The following is a 16,046-nucleotide window of genomic DNA, read 5'->3' on the forward strand; positions in this document are numbered from 1 at the left end:
TTGATTGTGTCGGTGGTTGTTAGCGTTGGGGAAACGCCCGGTCCCATTCCGAACCCGGAAGCTAAGCCCTTCTGCGCCGATGGTACTGCACCTGGGAGGGTGTGGGAGAGTAGGTCACCGCCGGCCTAAAAATTTAAACAAATCACATATGTTCACGTTAAGCACGTCGCATGCCCCGGTTGTGGGGTGTGGGGCGTGTTTTTCGTGTGTTTTGGGGTATTAGCTCAATTGGTAGAGCACCTGCTTTGCAAGCAGGAGGTCAGGAGTTCGATTCTCCTATACTCCACAAAAACAACACCACAATTGAGTGGGTGGTCCGGGCTGTATAGCACGAGGATTCGCCCCCACTGTTGTGGTTCTAGTAGGGGATTGTGGCACCCCTTTTCAGCTCCATTGCTCGCCGTTTTGGTATCAGTCCCACTACAGGGAATACTGATAGGAACATAAATTGTTCAACAAGGAGGGTTCGATGGACCATCGACCTATTCATCTGGTGTTGATGGGTGTGAGTGGCTGCGGTAAAACGTCGGTCGCTAGTACCTTGGAGCGCCACCTCAGCTGGCCCTACGCCGAAGCTGATGATTTCCATCCGCAAGCAAACAAGGACAAAATGGCGCTAGGTGTAGCGCTCAACGATGAAGATCGCTGGCCGTGGCTTGAAACCCTCAGAAGCTGGATGAGCAACCATGCAAAGGCCGGCAACAACACCATCGTTACTTGTTCCGCACTTAAGCAGTCCTACCGTGACCTTTTGGCACAAGCCGACGGCGACGTAGTGTTCGTCCATCTTTCAGGAAGCCAGAACCTCATCGCACAGCGGATGTCGTCTCGAGTAGGACATTTTATGCCTGCTACGTTGCTCCCCTCCCAATTTGCTACCTTAGAGCCGCTTGCACCTGCAGAAGACGGCTTCACCGTCGATATTGCCCGTCCTATCGCGGATATCGTCGATACCGTTCTTGCAGAACTCGCTGCACGGAAGGATTCACAGAAATGATCTCACTTCTAGCGGCAGATACCGCCCCTTTGACAAACGCCCCTAGCTCCCAACTGATTTTTGCAGCGTGCTTGGGTATCGCAGTAATCATCCTGCTCATCAGCTGGGCCAAGATTCACCCATTCCTTTCCCTGATGCTCGGCTCAGCCACTCTTGCGTTGACGGCAGGCATCCCGCTGACTAAAACGTTTACGTCGTTTAGCTCAGGTTTGGGCTCAACGGTTGGCGGCGTCGGTGTGCTCATCGCGCTCGGTGCGATCATTGGTGCGCTTCTCGTCAGCTCCGGTGGCGCCGATGAAATCGTAGATACCTTCTTGGATCGAACCTCCGTGGGGAAGCTGCCGTGGATCATGGCAGTGCTGGCATTCATTATTGGCATCCCGTTGTTTTTCGAGGTCGGCCTAGTGCTGCTCATCCCGGTGGTGTTGCTGGTTGCTCGCCGCACAAAGATCCCCGTAGTCTTGCTCGGCATTCCGGCACTCGCAGGTCTGTCCGCACTGCATGGCTTGGTTCCGCCACACCCTGGTCCGCTAATTGCAATTGACGCGCTGAAGGCGAATCTTGGCTTGACGCTGGGATTTGGCTTGTTGGTGTCCATCCCGACGGTGATTATCTCCGGCCCAATTGCGGCAAAGATCATGGTTAAGTGGGTTCCGATTCAGGCACCAGACACATTTGATGCCAAGCATGCCATTCCGCGCGAGGCACGTCCAAGCTTTACTACCGCGCTGTCAGTCATCTTGATGCCCGTCGTTTTGATGCTGGCCAATACGGTTGCTGAAACCACTGGTGTCGAGCCTAAGTCTCTGATTGGAACGGCGCTCGGCTTTGTCGGCAGCCCACTGGTGGCCTTGCTGATCACAACGCTGTACGCAATGGTGGTACTTGGCTTGCTTACAGGTAAGAATCTGAAGGAAGTTTCGGATCTAGTCGGTGGCTCCTTCGCCCCGATCGCCGGCATTCTATTGATTGTTGGCGCTGGTGGTGGCTTCAAACAAACGCTCGTAGATTCTGGCGTCGCAAAGGTCATTGGTGCATGGATTCAGGGGGCGCCCCTTTCCCCGTTGGTAGCTGGTTGGTTGGTAGCCGTAGCGATTCGTCTGGCTACCGGTTCCGCCACTGTATCCACCATCACCACCGCCGGCATCATGGCCCCGGTAGCTGCTGCCGGAATGACGGATACTCACATCGCTTTGTTGGTTCTGGCCATCGGTGCCGGTTCGGTATTCCTCTCACACGTCAATGATGCTGGCTTCTGGCTGGTGAAGGAGTACTTCGGTATGACCATCGGTGAGACATTCAAGACCTGGTCTCTCATGGAGACCGTGTTGTCTATCGTCGGGCTGTTGTCTGTGTTGTTGCTCGGCTTGGTGGTTTAGTCGCTGCTTCTCGACGTCCATCCTAAAGGCCCGACCAGGAAGTATCCTGGTCGGGCCTTCGCCATGCCAGAGCAGCAGGCTAGCTTATGGCGATCCACATCGCTGCGGTACCGGCCAGCAGGGTGAGTGCCAAGTAGACGCAGGCTTTCCTTAAGGGGAGCGTTCCTACTTCCTTGGCGAGGGTAGACCAGGTGGACAACGCGCCAGCTAGCCCCGCAGCTAGGAAGAAAGGGGATTCCGCTGTGGAAGTCGCCCAGCCCAGCAGCGCGCACGCCACGACGTTGGCACAGAAGGTGCCCCACAAGGGCGGCAGCCGGCGAGACAGGAACAAGCGCATGACACCACCGCACATGCCTCCGAGCGCGACGAGAACTATCGCAGTGCTCATGGCGAGACCCGTCGATAAGCTGCGTTGCCAAGCTGCCAAGCCCCCAGACAGCCAAGCACCGTCAGCGCCAAAACAATGAGACGATCCTCAGCAAACAAGGAGAGTTCGAAGGCACTGAAAGTGGTGAAGCCGCCGAGAAACCCGGTGCCCCAGAATAGCCCGGGGCGCGTACGCCCCATTAGATAACAGCCGATGATGTTGATCGTGACTATTACCCAGACGCTGGGGCCTAACAGCAGCGCTAATAGATAGCGGGCTACAGCGCCCAACGCGGCGCCGCAGCCCACCCACAGATAGTCCTTCACAACTGGAATACTACTTCCAGCCGTTGTCTTCCTGTGCAACGTAGTCGGTGACATCCTCGTGAGAGGCCGTCAGCTTCGGATCGAACTTAAGGTACGCCAGGGTTTCCTTGGCGATGAGACCCGAGAGCAGCAACAAGCCGATGAGGTTTGGTAGTGCCATGAGGCCGTTGGCAAGGTCTGCCAGCGTCCACACTGTTTCCAGCTCAGTGGTGGCACCGAAGTACACCACGATGGTGAAAATGAGTCGATATGGCAGCGCTCCGTGGCGGCCAAACAGGCGCTCAACGCAGCGCTCACCATAGTAGGACCAGCCGATGATCGTCGAAAAGGCGAAAAATACCAGGGAGATGGACACGATGGAGCCGCCCCAGTGGCCAGGCAACGCAGTGGCGAAAGCATCTGCGGTCATGGTGCCTGCTGAATCTTTACCCTGGCTCCAGGTGCCAGTAGAGATGATGACCAAACCGGTAAAGGTAACCACCACCAGGGTGTCGATGAAGGTCTGTGTCATGGAGACCAGCCCCTGGCGTACCGGATGGGACGTCTTCGCAGCTGCAGCGGCGATGGAAGCAGAACCCATGCCGGATTCGTTGGAGAAGATGCCGCGGGCAACGCCCATTTGTAGGGCGAGAATGATGCCGGAACCGAGGAAGCCGCCGGTTGCTGCGGAACCAGTGAAAGCGTCGCTAAAGATCAGCGCGAACGCCCCGGGGATCTTCGCTGCGTTAATCGCCAGGACGGCAAGAGCGCCAACAATGTAGATGAGGATCATGAGTGGTACGAACGCCGAGGTCACTTTTCCGATTGCCTGAATGCCACCGAGCAGCACTGCTCCCAGGCAGATAAACATGATGATCCCGGAGACGTGAGGGGCAATCCCGAACGCGTCGTGCATGCCCGTAGCAACGGCATTTGCCTGAGTGAGGTTGCCGATACCGAAACTGGCGACAATCGCAAAGAGAGTGAAAGACAATCCCAGGATTTTTCCTAGTGGCCCCTTGATGCCACGCTCCAGGTAGTACTGTGGCCCGCCAGACATTTCCCCGGCAGAATCACTTGTGCGAAACCGCACGCCAAGAAATGCCTCGGAGTATTTGGATGCCATGCCTACGAGGCCAGTAACCCACATCCAAAAGAGCGCGCCAGGTCCGCCCACAGAAATCGCTGTGGCTACGCCTACGATGTTGCCCACGCCCACCGTTGCGGCGAGTGCAGTCGTCAGCGCTTGGTAATTGCTGATGTCTCCTTCGCCGTCGCCATCATTGCGGTCTATCAGGCCGTGTCTTAGTGCAGTGAACAGTGTGCGGAACTGCAATCCACGCAGTCGAACTGTGAGCACTAGACCTGTGCCGAGCAACAAGGGGATCAAGAAGAACGGACCCCAGACGAACGTATCGATGTCGCCCAAAAGCGTTGTGAAATCAGACATTGGATTCTTTCGCCGAATGGAATTAATGAGGTACACCAAGCTCTGCTGCGACCGGTGACTTGGATTACATTCTGCCTTGTGGGTAGTGAATTTTGAAACCGTTTCGCCAAAATTCGCGGGAATCCTGCAGGTAAAACCCCCAGATGGGCGGGATAGCAGGAAAATATGGTGGGCAAGCACCGTCCGATGGGGTAGGGGGAGATATGCAGTGCTCTGCGTAGCGGGACGGAAACAGGAAAGATGGAAGGTGTAACCAGAAAGTTTTCCACCAGCCAAAGGAGTTTCACGTGGCTCACGAGCGTGCAGGACAGCTTGCCAAATCCGAAGACCTCATCGACATCGCATCGTTGGTGACGGCTTACTACACCTTGGAGCCGGATGTGTCTGTGCCTGAGCAGCAGGTGGCATTCGGCACCTCCGGCCACCGTGGTAGCGCTTTTGATTCGGCATTTAATGAAAACCATATCTTGGCCATCACACAGGCGATCGTGGAGTACCGGGCGTCGCAAGGCATCGAAGGCCCGCTCTTTATCGGCCGGGACACGCACGCCCTGTCCGAGCCAGCCATGCTGTCCGCCCTAGAGGTGCTGCTGGCTACTGACATCGAGGTGCTTGTCGACGACCGCGGCCGATACACCCCAACCCCCGCAGTCTCTCACGCAATCCTCTCGCACAATGCACAGCTAGCAGGAGGCGTGCTGGGAACAGATCCACGCCGCGCTGATGGCATCGTGATCACACCATCCCACAATCCTCCTCGCGATGGCGGTTTCAAGTACAACCCGCCCCATGGCGGGCCTGCGGACACAGACGCGACGGACTGGATCGCCAAGCGAGCTAACGAGCTGCTCGAAACGGAGCTCGAAGGAATTGAACTCACCCGGGTCGAAGGCGTGTTGGATGAAAGGGCTACCGCCTACAACTACATGGATTCTTATGTGGCGGACCTGCCAAATGTCATCGATATCGCGGCGATTAAGAAGGCAGGGATCCGGATCGGTGCGGACCCTATGGGTGGCGCTTCGGTGGATTACTGGGGGCACATCGCTAAGACGCATGGACTTGACCTGACCGTAGTCAATCCGACGGTCGATGCCACCTGGCGCTTCATGACGTTAGATACCGATGGCAAGATTCGCATGGATTGTTCCTCTCCGAACGCTATGGCTTCGCTCATTGCTAGCCGAGACAAGTTCGACATTGCTACTGGTAATGATGCTGATGCTGACCGGCATGGCATCGTCACTCCCGATGCCGGCCTGATGAACCCGAATCACTACCTGGCGGTAGCCATCGATTACCTTTTCGCGCATCGTCCGGGTTGGGGGGAGCGCACTGCAGTGGGTAAAACCCTCGTGTCCTCCTCCATGATTGACCGTGTAGTTGCTGCATTGGGCCGTGACTTAGTCGAGGTGCCAGTGGGATTTAAATGGTTCGTCCCAGGGCTTATCGACGGCAGTGTGGGCTTCGGTGGTGAAGAGTCCGCTGGCGCATCGTTCTTGCGACATGACGGCACAGTTTGGTCGACGGATAAGGACGGCATCATTCTGGATCTTTTGGCCGCGGAGATCCTTGCGGTGACGGGCAAGACCCCATCCCAGCGCTACGCAGAACTGGCAGAACAGTATGGTGCTCCGGAGTATGCCCGAACTGATGCTGAGGCCAACAGAGAGCAAAAGGCTGTGCTTAAGGCACTGAGTCCGGAGCAAGTCTCCGCCACGGAGTTGGCAGGGGAGTCGATCACTGCGAAAATGACTGAGGCACCGGGAAATGGCGCTGCGATTGGTGGACTCAAGGTGACCACTGAAAACGCATGGTTTGCGGCACGTCCCTCTGGTACCGAGGATAAGTACAAAATCTATGCGGAGTCCTTCAAGGGTGCCGATCACCTAAAACAAGTCCAACAAGAAGCACAGGAATTGGTTTCTGAAGTCCTAGGTAACTCCTAGCCGAGGCAGACGTTGCTCCTAGGCTTTCCCAAACTGATCTAATAGAATGACGAATATGACCGTGACCTCGACTGTTGATCATCAACCCAATTCCCGACGGTTGGGAATTTCGCTGATTAGTGCGGTGTCACGGTTCGGGCTGGCGCTCGTGTGGCTCATTTCCGGTTTTCAAAAGATGAGCGACCCGCTGGCCTTTCGTCAATCAGTACAGGCCTACGAGCTGTTTCCCTCAGAAATGGTCTCACTTATTTCGACAGTGCTACCGCCAATAGAGCTCGCGCTAGGGCTGCTCTTGTTGCTCGGACTTTTTATTGTTCCGGCAGCAGCAATAACGGCATTGTTCATGGTGTGTTTTATCTTCGGGCTTGCCTCTGCGGCAGCTCGAGGCCTGGAGATCAATTGCGGTTGTTTTTCCGCAGGTGAAGCAAGCAGCTCAAGCTCACTGTGGCTGGCGATTCTCAGGGATCTGCTGTTCCTGGCGATGGCGGGTTGGGCGATAAAGTTTCCATTTACTAAGTTTGCATTGCACCCTTAGGCCATCTCTATCCATACAAACAAAGGTATTAACAAGACGTGAGTAACAAGATTAAGAGCCCAAATGAGAAGAGCAACGGCTTTCTCTGGGCGCTGTTGACCATTCTGCTGATCGCCGTAGTGGTGGTGGGCTACATTTTCTGGAGTGGTAAGAGCTCCAAGATTGAAAACGTCACTGAAGAGGTACCGCAAACTCAAGTCTCCTTTGACATGGAGATGAAGGACAATGCTTACGTTTTGAAGTCAGACAAAGCTACTGACGCCACCCCACAAGTGGATCTGTACGAAGACTTTTCCTGCCCGCATTGCTCCGAACTTGCTACCGCAACTGATAAGCAGATGGTTGAGGCCGTAGATGCTGGCAAGCTGATCGTCAATGTGCGGACCCTGAACTTCCTCGATGGCGGGAATGCGGATGGTCACTCCACTCGCGCTGGTAATGCGCTGATGATGGTCGCACAATCCGAGGATGCTTCGACTTATTGGAACTACCGTGACCTGCTGATGCAGAAGCAGAAGGACATTTACTCCAAGTGGAACATGGCAGATTTTGCTGAGGCAGCCCGCAAGGTCGGTGCATCCGAAGACACCGCAACCAAGATTGCAGAGGCCCCGGCCGATCATGCAGATGCAGTGGCCATGTTCAAGGCAAATGAAGAAAAGCTCAAGACTGAGACCGGCAAGGTTTCTTCTCCGCGCATCATCAAGGACGGCAAGGATATCGACGACCTACAGAACTGGGTAGAAGTAGCTACATCCTAATCAGAGTGTGATTGGCGGGCCCCGAGGTATCTCCTCGGGGCCCGCGTGTACTTGTGCAGGGGGCAGCCATACAGGGCCGTTCGCCAGATCTGTTTTGGACTCGGAAGAATTACCCCTTTGAACAGGCAATTTGTTTAGTTTATTTGGTTCGGTGTAGTCTCAAGGAAGCTTTATGGGGCTATGGCGCAGCTGGTAGCGCACCACACTGGCAGTGTGGGGGTCAGGGGTTCGAGTCCCCTTAGCTCCACTTATTCGAACACCCCACACCCTATCTGGTGTGGGGTTTCGTCATTGCTAGGCCGTTGACCTGCACGGGTGTTAGTGTTCAGATGGGTTCATAAGGGTTCATAGGGATTCTTTCGAACACCACGAAAGCCCCACGAAGGGGCTGATCTCCCACGAAAGCCCCACGAAATGGAGCAGGATATGGCTAAGCGCGCCAGGCGAAGCTTCGGGCAGATTGACGAGCTACCCTCAGGCAAATACCGTGCCCGCTATATCGGGCCAGATGGGCGAATGCACAAGGCACCGCAGACTTTCTTCACCTATGATGACGCCGCGGGATGGCTCCGCCGAGAACAAAAGCTCATTGAATTCGGGGAGTGGGCACCGCCCGCGACCCGCGCCCTCACCCGCGACGACAAGGCTCTCACGGTCGGTCAGTGGATCGAACAGTGGCTTACCCTCCGCGAGGGCGATCTAGAGCCCTCTACACTGCAGGACTACCGAGCGACCATCGACCGCCGCATCCTCAAGGTAGAAGGCAAGGCTGCCCGTCTCCGCGACATCACAGTCCAATCCCTCCGTCGCCGCGACGTCGCCGAATGGTGGGATGCGATAACCGCCCAATTCGGGCACCAGGTCTACAACCAGCACGCCTACCGCCGACTCAAGACCGCGATGAATGCGGCCGTCGATCGCGACATCATCCAGCTCAACCCCGTCGCCCTGGACATGGCACGAAAGAAGGTCAAAGCCACCCGCAAAGAGCTGCCCGAGACAGAGGTCATGCAATCCATCGTGGACGAGATGCAAGGACCTCATAAGATCCTCGCGATTCTCACTTTCTTCCACGGGCTGCGTATCGGCGAAGCTATCGCCCTGCGCCGCCAGGACATCACCGTCACCAGCGACGCCATCATTGTCCACGTCCGAGGAACCGCCTACCGAAAAGTTGGCGTGGGCATGGTCCGCAAGGACACCGCCAAAACCGAAGCCGCCTACCGCGACGTACCGATCTTCCACAAATTCCACCACGACATCCGCCAACACCTCAACGCCGTCGGAACCGCACCAGACGCCATCCTGTGCCCCACCGCAGCAGGAAAGCTCATCATGGACACCAGCTACCGCACCGCCCTCTCACGCGCCAAAACGCGCGCCGGGCATGAGGGGCTTAAGATTAGCCCGCACTACGGTCGTGTGTGGATGAATACAGCTCTCGCGGAGGCGGGTATGACGCCTGTGGCCATTGGCCAGATCCTCGGTCAGACTGACCTCAAGACCATCACAGAGATCTATATGCGCGTCTCGGAGACGCATCGCATGGAAGGCCTGGCCGCCGTCGGGGAAATGCTGGATGCGTCAGCAGCTTCGCAGATGGAAGAGGATACGCCCTCTCGCGAGGAGGCATTCCAATTTGCTGGGGACATCGAGTTAGTGACGAGTTCTGACAGCGGAAAGATTCAGACGGCGGCGGAGGAGGTCTTCCAGCTGTCGGATAACGTGATTGATTTGGCGTCCCGCCGGAATCAGTCGAGACGATCTGTAACATGACCAACAGGTAAGAATTTTAAAAGCCCCGCGCCACTCAGTACCGGGGGAGGTACGGGGCGCGGGGCGTGGTCTAGGGCGGGGGTTCGCCTAGACATTCATGAGGATAGACCAAACTGTCAAAGGCTGCACCTTGTAACTATTTTCCAACCAACCCCTCCGACTGAGCCTTCTCGAAGGTGAAGTCCGCATAGTGATCCTTGTAGTCAGGCTGGGACTGCGTCCATTGCCAAAGCCACCCAGAACATCTGCCATCTTTGTCGTTATCCAAAACCTTTTCCAGTGTGGGGGTAGAGCGCATCGCAAGGAGCGTATCCCTGTACTCAGCGCGGTCGCTCTTTGGAATATTGCCGAGGCCATCCTGGAGCTGGAGGTAAGGAATCATCGCCTCAGTAGAAGTCCTTTTGTGCGAGGCGCACATATGCTGATCGTAAGCAGCCTCCTTTTCAGCCTCTGATTTGAAATCCTTTTGGGCACAGGAGGTCAATGTGACCGCCAAAAGTGCGACCGCTACCAGCCGTCTCAAGATGCCATCTCCCTTTCGATAAACGTCCGCCACGCAAGAACGAGGCGACGTGTCACACCCAGCTCCTGGGCGATCGCGCCGGGATGTCCATCGCAATGATGATCGGCGGCGATGTAATCATTCTCTCGGATGAGCAATCGTGCTGCCCATAGATCGGCTTCTTTTTCTTGCCGCGGGTGTAACCACTCGGGAGGATCAACGATGTGTCCAAGTGCGGCATGTCCCAGTTCGTGGGCGATGGAGGATATGCGATTGCGTGGCCCTAGCCAAGGTTGGTAGAAGATTGTGCGTATCTCAGGGAAAAAACCGGCTAGGTCACCTTCTTCTAGGTAACCTAGCCGATCGGGTTCAATCTCAACTTTGAGAAGTTCGGCTTCGCTTATGAGCTTAAGCTCCGGATCCATAATCGTCGTCTCCCATCTCGGGCTCTGCCTCGGCGTGTAAAGCAACATAGCGCTTTCGTCGAGCTTCCGCAGCGAATTCGATGTCACTTTCGGAATTGCCTGAACTGGTGTCCGGTCGTTGAGAAAAGGGGAGGACGTTGCTTGCTTGACTTGCGGCGATCTCGGCTTCGGCCAATCGAATAATTTCGAGCATGTCAATGTGAAGCGCATGGCAGATGAGGGCTAGTTCATCCATGTTGATTGCCCTTAGTCCGCGCAGTTGTTTTGAAAGCTGGCTCTGGGAGATTCCGGTTGCGTCCGCTAGCTGCGTTTGCGTCAGACCTTGGTGGGCGCGCCGCGCTGTTAGCTGCCTTGCGACGGCGTATCCAAAATCTTCGATCGTTGCCTTCTTTTCTGGACTCATATCGGCAATTATTCCCCATTGGCTAAAAAAGTTCAAATAGACTTGACCAAATATTCCAGTTGAACTAGTGTTGGAAATATGCCAAATGGACTAAGTTCCCGCTCTCGGGAAATTGCAACAGAGGTAAGGGCTGAATTGGCACGGCAGGAAATCAGTGTGAATGAGGTCGCAGAGACAACTGGAATCCCAATATCAACGCTGCGACGGAGCGTTAAAGGGCATAGGTCGTTCACCGTCGACGAGCTGTTTGCGGTCACACGAATGCTGAACATTAGCGTTTCGGGTCTGGTGCAAAAAGCAGAGCGAGCCGCTGCCGCCTGACTTTACGTAAGGCCAATCCCAGCAAAGCTTGCTCGTGCGGAGGGGAAGCCGCACGAGCTCAAACAAGGAAAGAGGGGCAAGCCATGTCTCCAAAATTCATGACCGGTGCCGAGGTCCAGGGTCACCTCCGGATCTCACGATCAACTCTCCGGAGGTGGGTGAATGAAGGGCGCTTGGGCCAGGTCCGACTGTCCCCGCGAAAGATCGTCTACCGCACCTCAGATGTCAACAACCTTGTCGCAGACGGCATCTACAAGGTCGCCTAATGCCGAGGATCACAACGAAGTACATGCTCACCCAACTCATTACAGTCATCTAGCCGCAAAAGAAAGAGTCCAAAGAATGACCTTCTTCATCTTCATTGGAGCCTTGGCGGTTATCGCTTATGCGCTCGCACTAATTGAAATCAAGCTCGGGAACTCCGAGACTCCGGTACCCGCCAAGCGCAGGAAGGAACAGAAGCATGTCTTCCGCTTCTAATACCGAAATGAACCAAGGCAAAAAGAAATCCTGTGGAGCAGCCACTCCACAGGAAAAGCAAGTACATAACGACACCTGCACCAATATCGTAGCACCGTCCACCATTGACGATCCAGACGCGGACCTGACGGCCTTGGCCGAGGCCGTAGGCGTCTACTCCCCGAAAGTCGACGAATCATGACCGCCCTAATGTGGATCTCCATCTTGGGACTGTACCTCCTGCTGATGTGGCTAATCGTGGACTACGCGACTGTCGCCCAGCGGATGGAGGATCAACGTCGCCAGATTGATGAAATGCTCGGATTGTCATGGAGCCGTGACGTCGCGCGCCGTCGCCACCCATCGAGCTATCGAGAACGCATTGGTGGCCATGACGTGCTTGATCGTCGGGAGCGGCCATGAGCGCATCCCTTGAAGAGAAAAAGGTCGGCAGCGCAATGGAGTCGATCGAGGTCGATCTTTACCGCCTGTGGCGCACTCAAGGTGTCCCTGCACCAGTTGCAGCTGAGAAAGCGTCAGGTGTTGTGACGGCTCTCGATATGCAGATCACTGCTGCTGATCAAGAGCTTCAGCAACTGAAGACGAATCCGAAAGCATCAGCATCTGAGCAATCTTCTGGGAGATGGTTCCGATGAACCGAACGGACAAAATCCACAGGATTCGATGTGACAAGCACTCTCGTTTGGTTGGACTGACCCGGTTCCGCGGCACACCTCATATTGAGGTCGGGGATCTTCGTTTGATGATCACGGGGTTTAATGTGCCTCGCGATCAGATCTACCGATTCGTCACGATCGGCGGACGTCGATTTGTCAGCGTCCATGTCGCTCGGCGATGGGTCACTCCGTGGCGCGCGTCGCTGGGGATGACATCTCAGGCGTCCACTCTTGAGTGGATCCTTGATTGGGCGGTCCAAGCGCTGGAGGAGGCTGAGCGTAATGACGCACGTCCCGCCGCCTGAGCTACAGCTGCGCGATGCTGAGCGCCAGGAGCAAGAGGTGCGGATCATTGTCGCATCGATGCTCGTGGCCACCGCAGTGATTCTGATCGGGCTTTGGGCCCTGCCCGCGCTGATCATCACGGGGTGGTGGCTGTGAAATCCATTCAGTATGCCTGCGCTGCGTGCAGTCGACCGGTCGTTTTCATGACGACCACGGCTGACATCAGGATTGCATTTGACCCGGACCCTAACCTTCGTGGTCGATTCGAGATCTCAGACGCAGAGACCAATACGGTGCGTGAGCTTGCGCGAGGTGAGCTCCGAAAAGCACGAGAAGACCGCCGGCCACTTTATGAGCGCCATTTCAACACCTGCCTCGCAGTTAAGCCATTCAAGAGCACTAGGAGTACTCGATGACTACCGCAGTATCGATGACGAAAGACCAATTGCAAGAGGTGATTAATCGTCTGACGGATCTCTATGAGGCAGGCTACGACTCTGGCGAGGTCGATCTCGAAGAGGCATCCTCCATTCGGGACTTCCTCGAGGATTTCTTGCCTCTGCCGACACTCGCTGATTTCCCGGAGGAGCAGCGCTCCGGCGCCCGTGGACGCTATGTCCATCTTGCAGGCACTGAATGTTGGGCGGTGTATGTCGGTGACGCCGACGATGCACCAGTGGTCGTGAATACGGCGACCGGCCGAGTGTCTTTCGGTGTGGACCCGACATCGATTACCCCGACCCGTGAGCCCCTGCGGGCGTGGGGCATGGATGGCAAGCCTTTGCCACAGGGAGATGGCCTGGCGGCGGAGACATCGATCGCTGAGCCTTTGCTTGAGGCGAATAGTCCGCTGCCCGAAATCGATAGCGAGGAACGTCTCCGAAATCTGCCGAACGCGTCACTCGTGAGGCACAAGACGTCCGCCCTGGTGGCTGTGAAACACACGAAAAATCGGTGGAAGGTCACCGGTCATGATGGGGTTTTCTCGGCAGATGAGCTGTGGATGCTGTTCGAGGGCAAATGCCAGTTACTACAGAAAGGTGGGAAGTAATGAGCGCCGAAATAAATTTTGATTTTGAGGCCCCTTCGCAGGAGTTGCCACGTCGGGACCCTCTCGCAGTGTTTTCGTCCGCGCTGTCCCTTCAGAACGCGGTGACGTCGCAGCTTGTGGATCTCGTCCGCTCGCAACAAGAACGCATCTTCCAGATCCAGCTGAATTTGTCGGGGGCGAAGACTCGCGAACGATCTGCGTGCGAGGACTTGGCTGATGCACGGGCTGATATTGAGCAGCTGGCGGAGGAAAACGGGCTGTTGGGCAGTTTATTGGCCGAGACCAGAGATCTTATCGACGGTTCGTCGCAGCTGTCGCCTGCCGAGCAAGTGGATCTTCTTGATCGGATCCACGAGGCCACTAAGGAGTTCGAGGAAAGCGAGGTTGATTTCGATGAACGCTGAGTTTCGCTCGAAGCGGCGTCGACCCCGGTTCGAAGTCCGGAGGTGCACTGGTGTGAAGTCTGATGGCTCCGAATACTGGGAATGGGTGAGTACGACTGACACGGAGGCTAAAGCTCGACGGCTAGTCGCCGAGATTGAGTCGACTGGATTCCGGGCATCGATTAGCAGGGTGTTCCGTAAGTCACTGTACAAAACACCATCTCCTGTGCAGCAGGTGACGTCATGATCTATCGTCCGCTTGTCGCTATTGATTGCCAGGAGCCAACCGACATCAAAGCCTTGGAGCAACTCTTGCAGGCTAAGGGGTGCACGCACGTTGAGGACAACGCTGGAGCAAAATGGCGAATGTTTCAGTGGCTGAACAAAAAGTCGGTGCCGATTAATCAGGCTTCCGCGCCTCATCCACAGCGGATCCCGTGGAAGCGCGTGAAATCGTTTGGGATCTTCGATGCGTCAGTACAGGAGAGCCTTGCTGCGGCCGATCATTCGGAGTCGAAATTATGAAACCGCAGGAAGCGCAGCAGCTGCTCGACACTGCGCGAGGTGAATCCTGCTACCAGCTAGATCAATCCTTGCCCACACTGGTGGACGGAAAAGATATCGAGGATGCGCTCTGCACCATCGCTAGTTTGAAATACGAATACGGATTTCAGAGCTTGGCTGGGGATGTCTTTTGGTACGACACCTTGACTGATCTTCTTTCCGATGTCAACGCGTCGAATGTGCATGAGCTTCGTCGGGAAGGCTACTCGATCTGGCCCCGACTGATCGGAGCCAACGAATTGCTTCTCGACGGACAGGGATGAGAGAGCTGAGTGTCTCATGGACGAAGACCCCATCGATTGGTTCGCCAAGCTCCCGCGCAAACGACAAATCTCCATAAAACAGTGGCTGACTAAGCAAGACGAGAAACTTCACCAGCCAACACCAGGTCAAACGGACATCCTCGAAGAACTAGAAAGGCATGAACAATGATCCATATCTCAACCGCGGCCGTAGATGTCGGCACCGGAGAAATCACCAAAATCTATATCCGCAGTCATCACCCGGACATGAATGTCCTGCAGCGTCTTGAGCAATGCCAGATGCAGGCAGGGGCTATTGATTCCGCACCGTCTCTGACGGGCCTGTGCGGTGTCATCGTAGCTCGCGATGACGAGGCCGGGGTCGACTGGCGACTACCGGAGGATTTCATCAATGTCGCTTAAATCAGAGACCATTCCATCCAAGGTCATCGTGTACGCATCGGAGCTGCAGCAGGCGCTTAAGGCGGCTTGCAAAGTAGCGGGCAAGAAGGACCTTGAGACTGTCCGTATTGAGATCATGCCGGATATTGAGCAGCTGCGCGTGTATGCCATGAGCCACGAGTCCACGATCGAGATCCGGATCCCGACGACGATGATTGATCTCGTCCATCAGGAACGTGATCGTCTCATCGAGATCACCGCGGGGGAGGCAAAGCGCATCGTAGCGATGGGGTCAACGGCTGCTTCGGGTCTGGATGATGAGCTGCCGCAGATCGGGCTGATCATCACTGAGCCGTGGATCAATGCCACGGATGAGACTGGGCATGGGCGCCGGACGACCCAGGTTGCTCGCCTGGCCGAGCCTCGGTTGCCGGGTGATCCTTCCAAGGCAGTCGCACGGGCCATCGAAAGTAAAGCTATCGATCAGGGGTTTGTTCATGCGGACCAATGGAAGCTCGTCAGCGCTGTCGCGTCTGTGATGGGGCATCATTCACGTTTGATCACTCTCGATGCTCCTGACCCCGTCCGTCGAATTCTGCTGATTGGTCACAGCTTCGCGCTGACATCAACACACGGGCATGAGGCTCAGGGAGCTAAGGCTGAAATCGTCAAGATCACGCCAGCGAATCCACCCAAGGGGGCTGCGTAATCATGCAACGAATGATCTCGGTTCCCTGTGAGCCGATCGTTGATGAGCGCCTAGATATCGACATCTTCGTCGATCTCGGCTTCATCCAATACTAAGCGCGAAAC

General features: G+C 55.8%; 26 protein-coding genes, 2 tRNA genes and 1 rRNA gene. 23 read left to right on the forward strand and 6 right to left on the reverse strand.

The window, feature by feature from the left end; genetic code table 11:
• Positions 1 to 8: 8 nt before the first annotated feature.
• From rrf to WG936_RS05265, 4 genes are all read left to right on the forward strand, one after another.
• Positions 9 to 126, forward strand: a 5S ribosomal RNA gene (rrf, locus tag WG936_RS05250).
• Between the two features lie 87 nt (positions 127 to 213).
• A tRNA-Ala gene (locus tag WG936_RS05255) sits at positions 214 to 286 on the forward strand.
• A gap of 183 nt (positions 287 to 469) precedes the next feature.
• Positions 470 to 997 (forward strand): gluconokinase, encoded by a 528-nt coding sequence (locus tag WG936_RS05260; protein ID WP_339565010.1) that lies wholly within the window; start codon positions 470 to 472, stop codon positions 995 to 997.
• Positions 994 to 2,376: a GntP family permease gene (locus WG936_RS05265; RefSeq protein ID WP_339565009.1), complete on the forward strand. Its 1,383-nt coding sequence runs from the start codon at positions 994 to 996 to the stop codon at positions 2,374 to 2,376. The genes WG936_RS05260 and WG936_RS05265 overlap by 4 nt, the downstream gene beginning before the upstream one ends.
• A 79-nt stretch (positions 2,377 to 2,455) precedes the next feature.
• Here WG936_RS05265 and WG936_RS05270 read toward each other — a convergent pair whose 3' ends face one another.
• The 3 genes from WG936_RS05270 to WG936_RS05280 are packed head-to-tail and all read right to left on the reverse strand — an operon-like array spanning position 2,456 to position 4,498.
• Positions 2,456 to 2,764, reverse strand: coding sequence for a fluoride efflux transporter FluC (locus tag WG936_RS05270; protein ID WP_339565008.1), 309 nt, complete (start codon positions 2,762 to 2,764; stop codon positions 2,456 to 2,458).
• On the reverse strand, positions 2,761 to 3,078 hold the full coding sequence (locus WG936_RS05275) for a fluoride efflux transporter family protein (protein ID WP_339565018.1): 318 nt from the start codon (positions 3,076 to 3,078) through the stop codon (positions 2,761 to 2,763). The genes WG936_RS05270 and WG936_RS05275 overlap by 4 nt, the downstream gene beginning before the upstream one ends.
• 1 nt (position 3,079) lies before the next feature.
• Positions 3,080 to 4,498 carry an alanine/glycine:cation symporter family protein gene (locus WG936_RS05280; RefSeq protein ID WP_339565007.1) on the reverse strand — a complete coding sequence of 473 codons (1,419 nt, stop codon included), beginning with the start codon at positions 4,496 to 4,498 and terminating at the stop codon, positions 3,080 to 3,082.
• Positions 4,499 to 4,785: 287 nt separating this feature from the next.
• Here WG936_RS05280 and pgm point away from each other — a divergent pair, with 287 nt between their 5' ends.
• The 5 genes from pgm to WG936_RS05305 all read left to right on the forward strand — a co-directional run bounded on the left by pgm (position 4,786) and on the right by WG936_RS05305 (position 9,519).
• On the forward strand, positions 4,786 to 6,447 hold the full coding sequence (gene pgm / locus WG936_RS05285; protein ID WP_339572303.1) for a phosphoglucomutase (alpha-D-glucose-1,6-bisphosphate-dependent): 1,662 nt from the start codon (positions 4,786 to 4,788) through the stop codon (positions 6,445 to 6,447).
• Between the two features lie 55 nt (positions 6,448 to 6,502).
• Positions 6,503 to 6,982 (forward strand): MauE/DoxX family redox-associated membrane protein, encoded by a 480-nt coding sequence (locus tag WG936_RS05290; protein WP_339572304.1) that lies wholly within the window; start codon positions 6,503 to 6,505, stop codon positions 6,980 to 6,982.
• 38 nt (positions 6,983 to 7,020) lie between these two features.
• The gene (locus WG936_RS05295; protein WP_339565004.1) at positions 7,021 to 7,743 is read left to right on the forward strand and encodes a thioredoxin domain-containing protein; all 723 of its coding nucleotides are present in this window, start codon (positions 7,021 to 7,023) and stop codon (positions 7,741 to 7,743) included.
• A gap of 174 nt (positions 7,744 to 7,917) precedes the next feature.
• Positions 7,918 to 7,990, forward strand: a tRNA-Ala gene (locus tag WG936_RS05300).
• A gap of 179 nt (positions 7,991 to 8,169) precedes the next feature.
• Positions 8,170 to 9,519, forward strand: coding sequence for a tyrosine-type recombinase/integrase (locus tag WG936_RS05305; RefSeq protein WP_339572305.1), 1,350 nt, complete (start codon positions 8,170 to 8,172; stop codon positions 9,517 to 9,519).
• A gap of 136 nt (positions 9,520 to 9,655) precedes the next feature.
• Here WG936_RS05305 and WG936_RS05310 read toward each other — a convergent pair whose 3' ends face one another.
• From WG936_RS05310 to WG936_RS05320, 3 genes are all read right to left on the reverse strand, one after another.
• Positions 9,656 to 9,901: a hypothetical protein gene (locus tag WG936_RS05310; protein ID WP_339572306.1), complete on the reverse strand. Its 246-nt coding sequence runs from the start codon at positions 9,899 to 9,901 to the stop codon at positions 9,656 to 9,658.
• A 137-nt stretch (positions 9,902 to 10,038) separates the two neighbouring features.
• On the reverse strand, positions 10,039 to 10,446 hold the full coding sequence (locus WG936_RS05315; RefSeq protein ID WP_339572307.1) for an ImmA/IrrE family metallo-endopeptidase: 408 nt from the start codon (positions 10,444 to 10,446) through the stop codon (positions 10,039 to 10,041).
• Positions 10,430 to 10,849, reverse strand: coding sequence for a helix-turn-helix domain-containing protein (locus WG936_RS05320; RefSeq protein WP_339572308.1), 420 nt, complete (start codon positions 10,847 to 10,849; stop codon positions 10,430 to 10,432). Before WG936_RS05320 ends, WG936_RS05315 begins: the two co-directional genes overlap by 17 nt.
• Before the next feature lie 78 nt (positions 10,850 to 10,927).
• Between WG936_RS05320 and WG936_RS12255 the strand changes: the two genes are divergently transcribed.
• The 14 genes from WG936_RS12255 to WG936_RS05385 all read left to right on the forward strand — a co-directional run bounded on the left by WG936_RS12255 (position 10,928) and on the right by WG936_RS05385 (position 15,942).
• A complete protein-coding gene (locus WG936_RS12255; RefSeq protein ID WP_445227935.1) occupies positions 10,928 to 11,170 on the forward strand; it encodes a helix-turn-helix domain-containing protein in 243 nt (80 codons plus the stop codon).
• Between the two features lie 83 nt (positions 11,171 to 11,253).
• Complete coding sequence (locus WG936_RS05325) at positions 11,254 to 11,436, forward strand: helix-turn-helix transcriptional regulator (RefSeq protein ID WP_339572309.1); 183 nt, start codon at positions 11,254 to 11,256, stop codon at positions 11,434 to 11,436.
• 76 nt (positions 11,437 to 11,512) lie between these two features.
• On the forward strand, positions 11,513 to 11,650 hold the full coding sequence (locus WG936_RS05330; protein WP_339572310.1) for a hypothetical protein: 138 nt from the start codon (positions 11,513 to 11,515) through the stop codon (positions 11,648 to 11,650).
• On the forward strand, positions 11,634 to 11,831 hold the full coding sequence (locus tag WG936_RS05335; RefSeq protein ID WP_339572311.1) for a hypothetical protein: 198 nt from the start codon (positions 11,634 to 11,636) through the stop codon (positions 11,829 to 11,831). The genes WG936_RS05330 and WG936_RS05335 overlap by 17 nt, the downstream gene beginning before the upstream one ends.
• Positions 11,828 to 12,052, forward strand: coding sequence for a hypothetical protein (locus WG936_RS05340; protein ID WP_339572312.1), 225 nt, complete (start codon positions 11,828 to 11,830; stop codon positions 12,050 to 12,052). Before WG936_RS05335 ends, WG936_RS05340 begins: the two co-directional genes overlap by 4 nt.
• Entirely contained in the window at positions 12,049 to 12,285 is a 237-nt protein-coding gene (locus WG936_RS05345) for a hypothetical protein (RefSeq protein ID WP_339572313.1), read from the forward strand. Before WG936_RS05340 ends, WG936_RS05345 begins: the two co-directional genes overlap by 4 nt.
• A gap of 107 nt (positions 12,286 to 12,392) precedes the next feature.
• Entirely contained in the window at positions 12,393 to 12,611 is a 219-nt protein-coding gene (locus WG936_RS05350; protein ID WP_339572314.1) for a hypothetical protein, read from the forward strand.
• Positions 12,589 to 12,747, forward strand: coding sequence for a hypothetical protein (locus WG936_RS05355; protein ID WP_339572315.1), 159 nt, complete (start codon positions 12,589 to 12,591; stop codon positions 12,745 to 12,747). The genes WG936_RS05350 and WG936_RS05355 overlap by 23 nt, the downstream gene beginning before the upstream one ends.
• A 256-nt stretch (positions 12,748 to 13,003) precedes the next feature.
• Positions 13,004 to 13,642: a hypothetical protein gene (locus WG936_RS05360; protein ID WP_339572316.1), complete on the forward strand. Its 639-nt coding sequence runs from the start codon at positions 13,004 to 13,006 to the stop codon at positions 13,640 to 13,642.
• Positions 13,642 to 14,046 (forward strand): hypothetical protein, encoded by a 405-nt coding sequence (locus tag WG936_RS05365; protein WP_339572317.1) that lies wholly within the window; start codon positions 13,642 to 13,644, stop codon positions 14,044 to 14,046. The genes WG936_RS05360 and WG936_RS05365 overlap by 1 nt, the downstream gene beginning before the upstream one ends.
• 222 nt (positions 14,047 to 14,268) lie before the next feature.
• Positions 14,269 to 14,550: a hypothetical protein gene (locus WG936_RS05370; protein WP_339572318.1), complete on the forward strand. Its 282-nt coding sequence runs from the start codon at positions 14,269 to 14,271 to the stop codon at positions 14,548 to 14,550.
• Positions 14,547 to 14,852: a hypothetical protein gene (locus tag WG936_RS05375; protein ID WP_339572319.1), complete on the forward strand. Its 306-nt coding sequence runs from the start codon at positions 14,547 to 14,549 to the stop codon at positions 14,850 to 14,852. Before WG936_RS05370 ends, WG936_RS05375 begins: the two co-directional genes overlap by 4 nt.
• A 165-nt stretch (positions 14,853 to 15,017) precedes the next feature.
• Entirely contained in the window at positions 15,018 to 15,254 is a 237-nt protein-coding gene (locus WG936_RS05380; protein WP_339572320.1) for a hypothetical protein, read from the forward strand.
• The gene (locus WG936_RS05385; RefSeq protein WP_339572321.1) at positions 15,244 to 15,942 is read left to right on the forward strand and encodes a hypothetical protein; all 699 of its coding nucleotides are present in this window, start codon (positions 15,244 to 15,246) and stop codon (positions 15,940 to 15,942) included. Before WG936_RS05380 ends, WG936_RS05385 begins: the two co-directional genes overlap by 11 nt.
• The last annotated feature ends 104 nt before the right edge of the window (positions 15,943 to 16,046 follow it).

It is taken from the genome of Corynebacterium sp. H127, assembly GCF_037482665.1.
Classification (GTDB): domain Bacteria; phylum Actinomycetota; class Actinomycetes; order Mycobacteriales; family Mycobacteriaceae; genus Corynebacterium.